Consider the following 12934-nt stretch of genomic DNA (forward strand, 5'->3'; position numbering starts at 1 on the left):
TCGTCGCAGCCAAGTAACCCCGGCACACCCCCGAACCACTCATTCACGGCACCCAATTGAGACCACGTGGAGTTGTTCCGCATGACTGACAGAAGTCGCTCGAGACGGCGACGCGGTACCGGCATGTCAGGGCTCGCCCTGGGCCTGACGCTGAGCCTTCTCGGCTCGGCATGGGCCGAATCCGCCGCCGCGGCCGAAGTGGGCCTGCCCGCGGACGCGCGCGCACAGGTCCTCGACGCCTGGCACCTCGGCGGCCGCGCGGTACGCGCGGAAGCGGAGGCCGCGCTCGTCGGCGGCGACGAGAACCTCAAGGCCTTTCTCGACACGGGCCTGGTCCGCGCCCGCACCGAGGACGAACGCGTCGCCGTCCTGGCGATGCTCAACTACGCCGGCCCGGGCGTACGGGCGGCGGTCCAGCGCGCGCTCTCCGGTTCGGACGTCGAACTGCACGCCTTCGTGACGGAGGGCTACAAGAAGCCCCTGAACGACGACCGCAGGGCCGCGGTGCTCAACATCCTGGGGACCGGCGGGAAGGCGATCACCCGCGAGGCCAACAAGGCGCTCGACGACGGCTCCCCCACGGTCCTCGAAGCCTTCCTCAAGACGGGCCAGCACAAGGCCCGCGAGGAGGACGAACGCGCCGCGGCCTTCACCATGCTCAACGACGCCGGGCCGAACCTGACCCAGGCCGTCAACCGGGCCCTCGACGGAACCGCGGCCGACATCAGCCGGCTGCTGGAGAAGGACCAGTACCTGGCCCGGGCGCGCGATCAGGAATCGCTGACGATCGGCCAGCTGGTGGAGCAGGCCGAGAGCGCGGGGCGCCGGGCCCGTGAGGCCACGCAGGCGGCCAAGGACGCCTCCGAGCGAGCCGAGGCAGCATCCGCCGAGGCCAAGAAGGCAGCCCTGAAGGCGGCCGCGGAGAGCGCCCAGGCACAGTCCGACTCCGTCAAGGCGTCACGCGCCGCCGGACGCGCGGCCGACGCGGCGCAGGGCGCCGCCGACGCGGCCCGGACGGCGATCTCGGCCTCCCGGACGGCGATCTCCGCCGCAAAGACGGCGGCCTCCGCCGCCCAGGCCGCGGCCGGCGCTGCGGCTGCCGCGTCGAAGGCCTCGGTCCGCGCCCGCGACGCCGCCTCCGCGGCGTCCCAGGACGCCTCCCAGGCCGGCGCCGCCAGCGAGGCCGCCAAGACGGCCCGTGACACGGCGAAGATGGCCCGCAGGGCGGCGGACGCCGCCCAGGCGGCCGCCGACGCGGGTGTCTCGGCCCAGCAGTCGAGCGAGGCCGCGGCGCGCGCCGGGCAGAACGCGGCCGCCTCCGCCGAGGCGGCGGCCGACGCCGCCGCGGCCTCCGGCGTCTCCCAGGCGCAGGCCGATCGCGCCAGGCAGGCCGCGAACCTCGCCCGGTCCGCCGCCAACACCGCGACGCTCGCGGCCGACCGGGCGGGGAAGCTCGCCGCCCGCGCCGCGACCGAGGCACGGGCGGCGGGAGCCGCCGCCAGCAGTGCCGCCGTGCACGCCGACGCCGCCGCGGCGGCCGCCGAGGACGCGGCCGCCCACGCCGGACAGGCGGTGGACTGGGCCAACAAGGCCACGGCGAACGCCAACGCGGCCATCGCGGCCGCCGAGGACGCCGGCCGAGCGGTGGAGCAGGCCAAGAGGATCGCCCAGCTCGCCCGCGACACCGAGGCCGCCCAGCTCGCCGAGGAGCGCGCGCTGGCCATCGAGGTGGCCAAGAAGTTCAAGGCCGAGGAGAGCCGGTACCTCGCCCTGACCCAGAAGAACCAGGCCCAGGAGCAGTCGACCACCCTGGAGACCAAGGACCTGCTGAACCGGGCGAGCACCGAGCCCGACGCGGCCAAGGCCGCCTCCCTCGGCCGCAAGGCCGCGCTCAACCTGATGGACTCCTCGGGAGTCTGGACGCGCCAGGCGGCGCAGGAGGCACTGACCACCGACGACGAGGGCGTGGTCGGCTGGGCGAAGGAGGGGTACACCCACGCGGCGCAGCTCGACGACCGGGAGAAGGTCCTCACGCTGGCCAAGCTCAACAGGGTCGTCCTCTCGGAGGCCGCGCAGCGGACCCTGGAGAGCGACGACCCGCAAGCCGTGACCAACTTCCTGGTCAACGGCGCCAGGGACGTGCAGGCGGACGACTACCGCGCGGCCGTGCTGAAGTCCCTGAACGGCGCCGGCAAGGCGGTGACCGCGGCCGCCAACGCCGCGCTGGACAACGGCAGCATCCAGGCTCTGCACAAGTTCCTGCTCGTCGACCACTCCATCGCGAAGACCGAGGACGACCGCGCGGCGACCCTGGCCGCGCTGAAGGATGCCGGGCCCAATGTGGAGGCCGCGGCTCAGGCCGCCCTCGAGGGCCCGCAGTGGATGGTGCAGCAGTTCGTCGACTACGCCTACTACAAGGCTCAGGAGGCGGACCGGGACACCGCGACCCACGTGGAGTCCATCAGCGCGCAGATCAGCGCGGCGGCGCGCATCGCCGCGACCGCCTACCAGGACGCCGCGGAGGCTTCCCAGGCGGCCGCCCTGGCCCGCAAGGCGGGCGAGGAAGCCGTGATGTGGGCGACGAAGGCGTCCAAGTCGGCACAGGACGCGCGCTCGTTCGCGGACCAGGCGGCCGCCTCGTCCAGGGCCGCCGACAAGTCCGCCGCGGAGGCGCAGATATCGGCGAACACCGCGGCGTCGGCGGCGGCGTCCGCGCGTAGCGCGAGCCGTCAGGCCAACTACTCGGCCAACCAGGCAGCCCAGTCGGCCCGCGACGCGGTGGCCTCGGCCGCCAGTGCCCGGGCCTCCGCCGATCTCGCGCACGCCGCCCAGCTCGCCGCCGGCAAGAGCGCCGACGAGGCCAGGGCCGCGCGGAACGAGGCCCAGCAGGTCGCCGAGCAGAAGCGCAGGGACGAGATCACCGTCGAGGCCGCGAAGGCGGCCGAGTCGGCTCGTCAGAACGAGGCGAACAACGTCGACCCGGCCGACACGCCGGCCAACGACAGCATCGTCATGGGCCCGACCGAGGCGGAGGAGAAGGCCTCCGCCGCCAGGACGGCCACGCAGATGGCGACGATCAGTGCGGGCCTGGGCGGGGCGGCGATCGCCGTGGCCTTCGTTCCGGGCCTGCAGCCGCTTGCGGCGGGTCTGGCCGGGGCGTCGCTGGTGTTCGCCGGCATCAGTACCCTCTACAACGGCAAGGCCTACGGCTGGAAGAGCAAGGAGTTCATCACCGGTGTCGGCGGCATGGCCCTGAGCATCGGTCTCGGTGGTGTGGGAAGTCTCGCGGCTTCCATGGCGGTCACCAACACCGGTAAGGCCGCGGTCAGCGGCATCAACAACGCGGCGTCGACCCTCGTAGGCTGGTTCACGAGGTGATAGGACGCTCGACCGGACGGGCGGCGAGGGAGTCCCTCGCCGCCCGTCCGGGACAGCACGCCTCATCCGCCCTCAGACGGAAAGAGCATCGGTGATAGACAGAGCCTCCCCGCTGTGGTGGGTCTTCGCAGCAGGCACCGCGGCGCTCCAGCTCGCGGTGCTGTTCCCGGGCATGGTCACCCGAGGACAGAAGATCTTCGTTTCCTGTGGTCCGGTGGCGACATTTCTCGCGTTGACGGCTTTCAGCGCGGTCACCGGATGGCCCCTCACCCGGATGCTTCCCTGTTACTGCGCGATCAACCTGGGCATCATCACGGGCATGTTGGGCCACAGGAGGGCGCTTCGCTCCTACATGGCCGACCGGGCGGAGAACCCGAGCCTGCCCGAGGACGGAACGGCGACCCCGTGGGCCCTCCAGGTGGCGTTCACCCTCCCCGTCTTCCTCGGCCTGGCCTTCTGGTACATGCGCGGCTGAGCCCGCGTCGTTTCCGCCCCCATGAGGGAGCCTCGAGACCTGGCTCGCAGCTCGGCTGCTGCCCGGCAGAGCGTTCCGGAGATCTTCCCCAAACTCGGCACGACGGGCGAGGGCATCGAGCGGTACCGGGATGGTGGCGCTGGATGTCCCCCGGAGGCAGATTTGTCGCGGATCCTCAAGCTCCTGGAACACGGCGCGGCGGAGGGCTGGTGGCACTGGGCGGAGGGGCGCGTCACCGCTGCTTGGAGGTCGATGGACACAGGCTGAGTGGCAGGTCGCGACCGGCCCTACGTCCCCGCACCGGTCAACATGGGGCGGCATCCGCCGGCCAACCTCTGATCGAGCAGCGTCACAGCCACACATCACGATCGCCAGCCCGGGTGACCGGGGCCGGCTCGCATGCCTCGGCAACGGCCAGGCACCTGCCGAGCAACCTGCCGGACCCGATACGCCGCCATCCACCACCCCGAACAGGCATCGCACGATCCCCGAAACGACGAAGATCCCGCCCGATCTTGCGATCGGTCGGGATCTCGTCACCATTCCTGAGCTAACTCAAGAACAGTCGCCCGACGACTGGAGGAGACCGCTCGTGCTCCTTCCCCGCCCGCGCCGCCGGATCGGCCGGCCCCGCCCGCAGCGTCCCGGCCCCCGCTACCCGCAGCGCCCCGCCCGGCGCCCCGGCGCCTGGAGCAGGTGATGGACGATCAGGACCAGGACCTGGTCGACGTCGACCCACACGACCCCGGCGACGGTTCCCTCCCGGCCTACCGGTGGCGGCAGGCCGGCGCCGGGCTCGCGACCCGTCGCCAGCTGCCTGAAATGGGGCTGCGCCCCGGCGGCCAGGGGCCCGTCGCCCGGATCGAATGCCGCTGCGGCAAGCGCTTCGCATGGCTGTACCGGATCGACTTGGCGAAGCCGAAGTTCGCGATCACGCTCGCGAAAGAGGCCGCGCCCGACAAGGCGATGGCTGCTCGCCAGACATGTCCCGCCCCTGCCGCCGGCGCTGTTTCCACTGCCTCCCGCTCAAGACCTTGGGGGCCTGCCCGGATGCCTCAACCGCCCGAGGTGCGGTACCCCTGGGTGGCCGCGCGCAGGCGCTTGCCCCGCCGGCCCAGCACCACCTTCACCGGGACCAGCAACGCCCACCACAGCTCCGCGCCCGTCGGAGAGACGAAGGCGAGCGGAACGGCAACGGCGAAGACCAGCACCATCGACCCCAGGTCGAGCACGTCATTGCGCGCCACCGGATCGGACATCGCCGTGCTGCTCAGCCACGGGCGCTTCCACACCACGACCGTCAGAGAGAGCTGTACGGCCCCGATGGCCGCGACGGCGCCGGAATAGACGGCCACCGACTGCGACTCGTCCCCGTACTCGGCCAGCAGGGTGGTGGGGAAAGGCATCAGGGCGATGAGCCCCAGGCTGATCAGCCCGAGCTTGATGACGGTCCCGTCCACCTCCCGCACGTACCGGAAGACCTGATGGTGGCCCTGCCAGAAGGCTGCGATGACCACAAAGCTGAGGACGTACGCCCACAGGTTGGGCACGACCTCCCCCAGCGCCCCTTCGAAACCGGCCGAGTCCAGCCCGGCGGGCAGTCTGATGTCCAGTGCCAGCAGCGTCATCGCGATGGCGAAGACGCCGTCCGACAGCGCGAGGACCCGGGCCGCGCTCCCCTCGTCGTCGCGCGCTCGCTGGTAACCGTTCACCACGCCACCATAGGGTTGAACATCCCGAAATGTCTTGATCTACACGTACCCGAGGGCTGCCTCCGCCGCAGGGCCTCGTCCCGTAACCGGGCCCATCACGGGACTGTGACGCGGAACGGACGGTTCCTGCAAGCCAGACCACCGTGGTGCCGAAGGCGCCCCGTCGCCGACGGTGGCGGCGCGTATGCCCTGGACGAGGTCGGCGAGCTCCGGGTTCCGGGAGAGGTCCACGGTGACGTACGCGTGGAGCAGTGAGTGCCATCCCTCCCATGCGCCTTGGCCGTGCTGAAAGCGAAAGGGCTTCACCCAGAATCAGCCCTTCGGCGAGTCGGCCCAGGCATCGAGACGCCCCAGCCTTCCACCACGGTCGATCCAACTGCGGTCAGATCGAGCGTTCCCGGGCCGAACTCAAGCGCTCTGACCGCGCTTCAGCGAAGGCCCGTCGTGGTGTTCGCCCCGTCTGCTTTCGACATGGCGCTTCCCGCTGCTCAAGTGGTTTGAATGGTGGCTCGTCGGCCTGGACGCGGTCACCCTTCCGGCGTACTCGTCACGGAAGCGCGGCCAGAACCAACTGTGGCGCTCAGTCACACGTGCACGTCTTCACCGGCATGGCCGCCTCGGTGACCGAGGGCCTGACCCGCGCCCACCAGGTCTGCGATGCCGCGTTCGCCGCGCACCGCCGCACCGTCCACAACGCCGCGACTACGGCGACCGCCGCCACCCCATCGCGATCCAGCTCGACTTCTGATCCGAACCGGCACGCCGAAGGAGACCCGCTCATGGCCATGTCCGCCGCCGCGAAGGCGTACTACGACTCCCACTTCCAGGCCCTGCGCGAGCACGGCGCGATGAACGCCGCCCGCCTCGAGCCACGCCAGGCCCTGCAATACACCACCGTCAACGGCGCCCGCCTGCTGCCGTTCCCATCCCTGATGCCCGCCCGGTCCGTGGCACCGGCCGTCCACTCGGCAATCAAGAAGACCTGGTCCACGAGTACGACGTCGCCGCCCGCGACGGCTTCCCGCTGCGCATCGTCCACATCCGGCACGCCCCTGGCACCTGGTCCAGCGGCGAGGACGTCATCGACGTCTACGAGGTCCCCACCGCGGAGCCGTCCGTGCCGTAGCCGGTGACGGGCCTCCGTGCCGCCCCGGCCCCCGTTCGACGGAGGCCGGGGCGGTCGCCGTGGTCCCTCACCGCTTCGAAGAACGAAAGGAGATGGACGCCATGACCCTGCTCCCCCTCTACGAGGTCGACGTCCCGACAAGGAACACCGCCGGCCTGCGCCGTGTGCACGTCTTCACCGGCCACGCCGAAAGCCGCAGCGCCGCCGTACGGATAGCCCACGAGGTCTACGACCAGGCCGCCGCCGCACGGCAGGCCGGCCTCGAGGTCCCCGGCAGGCGGGCGGGCGGCTGGACGGCGCGCGGTTACCGTCCCGGCTGGGAGCTCGACTGGAAAGCGGCGACCGCCGGCCGTTGGAACGACCCGTCCAGCCGGACCCGCGCCGACGACGGCGACTTCGAGCTGTAGCCACGCCCCGGGACAGGCGTCCAGGCGTCCAGGCGTCCAAACCGACCGCCCGCCCCAGGGCCTTACCCATCCCTACGAGACGATCGCCAGTGGACTCCGTCCTCGCGTCGATCGCGGCCCGGCTCACGGCCTGGGCGGGTCCGCGCGCTGCGGTCGGCAGGCTCGGCGGCGATGAGTTCGCCGTCGCCCTGGACCTGCCCGCCCCACGCCGCGCTGCAGAGGGCCGCCGACGCCGCCCTGTACGACGGCAAGCACTCCGGCCACGCCGTCCTCGCCACCGCCGTGCACACCACGGTGCCGTCTGTCAACGGCCGCCGTGCCGGGCGCCCCGGCACGGCGAGCTGAGGGCGAGCAGCATGAGCCAGCCCACCGTGCCCGAAAGCGGCTGGATCCGGTACATCAGCATCAGGCAGCCCTGGGCCGCCTGATGCTGACCGGGGAGAAGACCGTGGAGAACCGGCCCCAGCCGTCATGGCGACCGGGCTGGGTACTGCTGCACGCGGCCAAGCAGATCGACCGGGCTGCCCTGCGCGAGCCGCTGGTCGCGTACGATCCGGGGCCGCGACCTGGTGACCGGCGCCGTGCTCGGCGTGGCCCGTATCACCGGCTCCCACCAGGGCCCCGACGGCTCGCCGCCCTGTTCCCCTTGGGCGCAGACCGGCGTCTGGCACCTGCTCCTCGACGACGTTCAGGAGCTCGCGCTGCCCATCCCGATCGAGCGGGGGCAGCTCGGCCCGTGGCGGCCGTCGCCGGACTTGGTCACGCAGGTGCTCCAGCAGTTGCCCCGCCTGCGGCCGTGACCCGCAAACGAGGCAAGCCGCTGTTCGAGCCGGGCTTGGTCCCGGCTCCCGGCGATCTCCTCGAATGGCGTGACAGCCGGCTCTTCGACGGCTGGCAGTCTCACCTCTCGCCGTGTGCGACAAGCCCACGCCTCTGCGCTCCCACTACGGGGAGCCAGCACGTGCGCCGAAAGCTGGATCGCCGCGAATCCCACCGAGGCGCGCCTCGGCCGGTTCGCCTCCGACGCCCGGCGCGGGCGCCGGCGCACGACGACCATGCCTGACCCCTCCAGCAGAAGGCCCCTCATGAGTAGCAACCGCGACGTCGACCACGCCTCCCCTGCCCCGAGCCGCCCGCCTCCCCGCTGTGGCATCGCCACGGCGTGAAGCCCCGGCCGTTCACCGATGCACAGCGCCAGCGCAACCGCGAGCTCCTCGTGCTCGCGCAGTACACCCCCCGACCCCGCTCCCCTTGCCTCACCGGGAACCGGGGCGGAGGCTAGTTGATGGACCAAGCACTGCGCCATCGACGGCCGGGGCGACGCGATCCCCGCCCCCGGCTCGCGCGGCACCCTTCGACCTCGTCGTCCGGCCCGCCGACATCGGCACGCTCGACGGGGACGCCCCCGACTGGGGTCGTTACTTGCAACGAGCGGAGACCCCCGCATCACGCACGAGCTGCTGAACGGCATCCAGTCGGCGACCTGCTGCGCGTCACCGGCAGCCTGGTTCAGCCTCTGGCGCCCGGTGAGCCCGCCCGGTTCACCGTCGACGCCGTGGAGGTCCTGGACACTGCGCTCGCCCCCGGTCCTGCGGGAGATGGTCATGGACCGGCACGGCGACTACTGCGTGATTTTCGACGCCGACCCGCAGCGCGGTCGGGTGCTTCGTCGTTCGGTGCGGGTGGCCGCGGTGGCACGGTGGATCTCGAGTCCGTTGATCGGCCGGGCGAGCAGTACGGCGACCGCGCTCATCGCGATCCCGCCGGCCCGGTGAGACGGCAGGCGGGCAATGTGGCGGCAGGCATCATCGGGAGGCTGTCGCACGCGGTGCGGCGGAGGTGTCGCACGTACTGCTCTCGAGGTATGAGAAGGGCGCCCAGGCCGCGGACGTGCGGGCTGTCCCGCTGGGCGTCGAGCAGCAGGCCGCCAGCCTGTCCGAAGCGCGCCGCGAGGTCGGCGACCGCGGCCTTCGAGGCACCGGGACGGTGAAAGAACATCGAGTCCATGCTGAAGACCGATCCGACCTGAAGACCGAAGACGCCGCCGACCAGATCGCCGTCCTCCCACACCTCGACGCTGTGAGCATGGCCCAGCTCGTGCAGGCGTACCAAGCTTGCGATCAGCTCGTCGGTGAGCCACAACGGGACGCGGTCGGCACGGCATTCGCGGACGACCTGCTCGAACCTCTGGTTCAGGCTGGTCGACCACGCCGGCCGACCGCGCAGCCGCCGGGCGAGGCTGCGGCTGATGTGCGCGGCCGGGACGGGCAGCACCGGCCTGGGATCGGGCGACCACCAGGAGGCGGCGTAGTGATCCGCTGATTCCTCCCCCACGAGCGGAATGCGGCCCTCGTCGACCTGGTCGGCGTAGACCACCTCGTTGAGGGCGCGGGCGTAGTCGTCGGATGCCGGGAACGGATAGACCCCGGCGCGGTACGCAGCCAGGAGGCCGGCGGGACTGAGGTCGGCACAGAAGGCCACCGGACCGTCGGGGGCCGCGTCCAGCACGTCGAGCGCCTCCCAGCTCGGGCATCGGCTCACCACCGTGCCGCTTCCCGTCCTTGGCTCCTCACCGGACGGACGGCGCCGGACCGTTGAAGAAAGTCGATGTGGCGGTCCATCATCTGCGCGTCCACCGGCGGAATGTCGATCGCGCTGTCCGCCAGGGCCCGCTCGGCGTTGTCGCGGGTGAACTCTGTGAAAACGCCCTGGAAGTACATTTCGCTCACGGTGATGTCGGCGTGCGCGCACCGGTCGACGAAGAGCGGGACGAACGGGGTGATCGGGTCGGTGGGGTGCCCGGCCGCGTACTTCACCAGAGCGGCGATCCACTCGGCGTACGGGATCTCCTGGACCGGGTAACCCCGTCGGCGAAGACGCTCGGCGAGCGAACTCAACAAGGTGGGCCGGGGGTTGGTGAGGTGGTAGACCTTGCCGCGGGCGGGGCAGCGGGTGGAGATGTGTCCGACGGCGCGGGCGAGCTGGTCGGCCGGCAGGAAGTCCAGCGGCAGCCGGATGGCCGGGCACAGCCCGGTCCGCGCGATGAAGTCGATGAGGGCGGCCATCTCGCTGCTGGTGTTCATCACGCCGGTTCCACTGCTGCCCGTGACGTCCATCAGGCGGTAGACGGTGACCGGCAGGCCCGCGTCGGACGCCTGCCGCAGCAGCGCCTCGCCCACCCACTTGGTCTCCACGTATCCCACCGACAGGTATTCGGGGAAGCGCAACGGGGTGCTCTCCGTCACCTCGCGCACCCCTGCGGGGCCGAATCCGGCGAGCACCGCCATGCTGGAGGTGAAGTGGACGGGTACGGCACGGCCGGCGGCGAGGCGGATGATCTCGAATGTTCCGTCGACATTGGCCGCGCGCAACTCGTGGTACGGGTAGATGAAGTTGACGTGTCCACCGAAGTGGTACACGGCGTCGATGGTCGATCCGAGCTCCTCGAACCGGCTGGGTGACAGCCCCAGCCCGGGCTTGCCCAGGTCGCCGACGACCGGCTGGACACGATCGCTGGACAGGTCGCCGAGGACGTGCCGCTGGTGACTCGCGCGGATCCGTTCCAGGCCGTGCTGTTCGTCGGAGGCCCGGACCAGGCACAGGACCCGTCCCGTCGTCCTGCGCAGTAGTTCGTCGATCATGTACGCCCCGCAGAACCCCGTCGCCCCGGTGAGGAGGACGTCGCCGGGGCGCCGGGGGTCCGGAGCCGGTGCGCCACGACCTACTTCCGGAAAGCTCCGGTCGGTCTCGGCGGTGAAGTCGACGCTCCCGCCGTCCGGGTGGGCCAGCGTCCCGGCACGTGCCTTCCGCACGGACTCGGCGAACGCGGCGAGCGTCGGATACCGCAGCAGTGAGCGGGTCAGGTCGCGGATCTGTGTGATGCCGATGCCGAATACGACGCGGGTCCGGGCGAGCATCTCCATGGCCAGCAGGGAGTTGCCGCCCAGCTCGAAGAAGTCGTCGTGCGGACGGACGTGGTCGACATCCAGGATCTGGCTCCACAACTGGGCCATCCCCTGCGGCACCGGACGGTCGTCGGCCCTGGCCGTCCGCGCCGCGGTCACGAGTTCCGGCACGGCCTTGCGGTCGAGCTTTCCTCCTGGCGTGAGGGGCAGTCGCTCCACCGCGTGGAAGGCCGCCGGGATCATGTAGCCCGGCAGGACCTCGGCGAGTGCCGACCGCAGCCGTGCGTACAGCACCGCCTCGCCGCCGGCCGACGGCGAGGTCGGCATGACGTAGGCGACGAGGTCCCGGTCGCCGCTGCTGCGTGTCCGGGCCACCACCATCGCCTGGCCGATCTCCGGGTGGGAGCCGAGCGCGGCCTCGACCTCGGCCGGGTCGACCCGGAAGCCGCGGATCTTCATCTGGTCGTCGACCCGGCCGAGCACTTCCAGGTTGCCGTCCGAGCGCCGACGGCCCAGATCCCCGGTGCGGTACATCCGGTCGCCGGGCGCCGAGCCATGCGGGTCGGGGAGGAACTGCTGTGCGGTCAGGGAAGGCTGGCGCCAGACACCGCGCGCCAACCCCGGACCGCCGATGTAGATCTCGCCGCGCTCGCCCGGCGGCACCCGGTTCAGTTCGGCGTCGAGTACGTGGACGCGAGTCCCCTCCAGAGGTCTGCCGACCGGTGCGAAGGCGGTGTCCGGCGCCGCGAGCAACTCCTCGTTCAGGTCGCAGAGCGTGGAGGTGATGGTGGTTTCGGAGAGCCCGTAGGCGTTGACGAGCCGGGCGCCGGGGATCCGGTGCAGGATGGCGCGACAGGCCTTCGCATGGACGATCTCGCCGCCGACGATGGCGAGCCTCAGCGATGCGAGGGCGTCGTCGTGGTCCGGGGCGGAGACGATCCGATGCCAGTAGGCGGGCGTCAGATCGGCGACGGTGATCCCGTGCTCCGGGAGACGGTGCAGCAAATCGGTGGGCGCCCACGTATGTGTTCCCGCGAGGACGAGTGTCGCGCCGCTGATCAGCGTGGCGAAGATCTGCTCCACCGAGGTGTCGAAGCCGAGTGCCGCGGCGTGCAGCACCCGGTCGCCGGGCGCGAGTTCGTAGGCCCTGGCCACCGCGGTGAGGGAGTGGGCCAGCGACCGGTGGCTGATCATCACTCCCTTGGGAGGTCCGGTGGATCCGGAGGTGTAGATCACGTAGGCCAGGTCGTCCGGCCGGGGGCCCGGTTCCGGGGCCGGTTCCGGGGCCGGCGGGGCCGGTTCCCCGGCGTGGAGGATGCGCGCCTCGCACCCGGCGAACTTCAGGGCGTGCTCGCGGTTGGAGACGATGAGACGTGAACCGGTCTCCCCGACCAGTCCGGCCATCCGTTGCCGCGGTGTCGCGGGGTCGAGGGGCAGGAACGCGCCGCCGGAGCTCAGCACCGCCAGCAGCGCGACGGCCAGCTCGGGCACACGGTCGAGGCACACGGTGACGACGGACTCCGCGTCGACGCCCGACTCCCGCAGTCGGCGGGCAAACCGGTCGGCACGGCCGGTCAGCTCGGCGTAGCTGAGCCGGCCCTCGTCCGAGAGAACCGCGAGAGCGGACGGCTCACGTCGCGCCCGCTCCCGGATCAGCTCGGGCACACTGCTCGGCCAGGGCTCCGGGGGCCGCCGCCCGGCGTGGGCGCTCGCGGGCCGCATGTCGGTCCACAAGCGGTCGACCAGACCCGCGCACCACCCGGCGGACTCCGGCCCGCCGACCTGACGCCACCCGGCCGGAGGCCGGCGACCGGCGGGCCAGATCGCGTACTGTTCCTCGGCGTTGCGCACTACGACACACAGCGCAGCCGGCTCTGTCGGAGGTCGGTCACGTTCCGTCACCTTGGGTCTCCTGCCTCGCGCAGAGTGTT

At 71.6% G+C, this 12934-nt stretch carries 7 protein-coding genes and 4 pseudogenes; 7 read left to right on the forward strand and 4 right to left on the reverse strand.

The window, feature by feature from the left end; translation table 11 throughout:
* Positions 1 to 123: 123 nt before the first annotated feature.
* From A4V12_RS18245 to A4V12_RS39790, 4 genes and pseudogenes are all read left to right on the forward strand, one after another.
* Positions 124 to 3378 carry an ALF repeat-containing protein gene (locus A4V12_RS18245; protein ID WP_064070428.1) on the forward strand — a complete coding sequence of 1085 codons (3255 nt, stop codon included), beginning with the start codon at positions 124 to 126 and terminating at the stop codon, positions 3376 to 3378.
* A gap of 91 nt (positions 3379 to 3469) precedes the next feature.
* On the forward strand, positions 3470 to 3853 hold the full coding sequence (locus A4V12_RS18250; protein WP_064070429.1) for a hypothetical protein: 384 nt from the start codon (positions 3470 to 3472) through the stop codon (positions 3851 to 3853).
* Between the two features lie 21 nt (positions 3854 to 3874).
* Entirely contained in the window at positions 3875 to 4120 is a 246-nt protein-coding gene (locus tag A4V12_RS38065; RefSeq protein ID WP_199831315.1) for a hypothetical protein, read from the forward strand.
* Between the two features lie 432 nt (positions 4121 to 4552).
* A pseudogene (locus A4V12_RS39790) lies at positions 4553 to 4786 on the forward strand (RRQRL motif-containing zinc-binding protein); the annotation flags it as partial.
* Between the two features lie 122 nt (positions 4787 to 4908).
* Here A4V12_RS39790 and A4V12_RS18260 read toward each other — a convergent pair.
* Positions 4909 to 5565, reverse strand: a complete 657-nt coding sequence (locus A4V12_RS18260; RefSeq protein ID WP_423564602.1) for a TMEM175 family protein — start codon at positions 5563 to 5565, stop codon at positions 4909 to 4911.
* A gap of 1227 nt (positions 5566 to 6792) precedes the next feature.
* Between A4V12_RS18260 and A4V12_RS18275 the strand changes: the two genes are divergently transcribed.
* The 3 genes and pseudogenes from A4V12_RS18275 to A4V12_RS18280 all read left to right on the forward strand — a co-directional run bounded on the left by A4V12_RS18275 (position 6793) and on the right by A4V12_RS18280 (position 7898).
* The gene (locus A4V12_RS18275) at positions 6793 to 7098 is read left to right on the forward strand and encodes a hypothetical protein (protein ID WP_064070484.1); all 306 of its coding nucleotides are present in this window, start codon (positions 6793 to 6795) and stop codon (positions 7096 to 7098) included.
* A 92-nt stretch (positions 7099 to 7190) separates the two neighbouring features.
* Positions 7191 to 7443, forward strand: a pseudogene (locus A4V12_RS35200) (GGDEF domain-containing protein); the annotation flags it as partial.
* Between the two features lie 11 nt (positions 7444 to 7454).
* Positions 7455 to 7898 (forward strand): annotated as a pseudogene (locus A4V12_RS18280) (hypothetical protein).
* A 949-nt stretch (positions 7899 to 8847) separates the two neighbouring features.
* On the opposite strand, the gene A4V12_RS18285 reads toward A4V12_RS18280, so the two are convergent.
* The 3 genes and pseudogenes from A4V12_RS18285 to A4V12_RS39795 all read right to left on the reverse strand — a co-directional run.
* Positions 8848 to 9639, reverse strand: coding sequence for a leucyl/phenylalanyl-tRNA--protein transferase (locus A4V12_RS18285; RefSeq protein WP_234372223.1), 792 nt, complete (start codon positions 9637 to 9639; stop codon positions 8848 to 8850).
* Positions 9636 to 12737: a non-ribosomal peptide synthetase gene (locus A4V12_RS18290; protein WP_234372224.1), complete on the reverse strand. Its 3102-nt coding sequence runs from the start codon at positions 12735 to 12737 to the stop codon at positions 9636 to 9638. Before A4V12_RS18290 ends, A4V12_RS18285 begins: the two co-directional genes overlap by 4 nt.
* Positions 12738 to 12764: 27 nt before the next feature.
* Positions 12765 to 12905, reverse strand: a pseudogene (locus A4V12_RS39795) (MbtH family NRPS accessory protein); the annotation flags it as partial.
* Positions 12906 to 12934 lie beyond the last annotated feature (29 nt).

Origin of the sequence: Streptomyces noursei (genome assembly GCF_001646665.1) — a bacterium.
GTDB lineage: Bacteria > Actinomycetota > Actinomycetes > Streptomycetales > Streptomycetaceae > Streptomyces > Streptomyces lavendulocolor.

Bases quoted from the DNA above. Each gene is read 5' to 3' on its own strand.
- A4V12_RS38065 (WP_199831315.1), top strand. From the start codon at position 3,875: ATGAGGGAGCCTCGAGACCTGGCTCGCAGCTCGGCTGCTGCCCGGCAG.
- A4V12_RS18275 (WP_064070484.1), top strand. From the start codon at position 6,793: ATGACCCTGCTCCCCCTCTACGAGGTCGACGTCCCGACAAGGAACACC.
- A4V12_RS18245 (WP_064070428.1), top strand. From the start codon at position 124: ATGTCAGGGCTCGCCCTGGGCCTGACGCTGAGCCTTCTCGGCTCGGCA.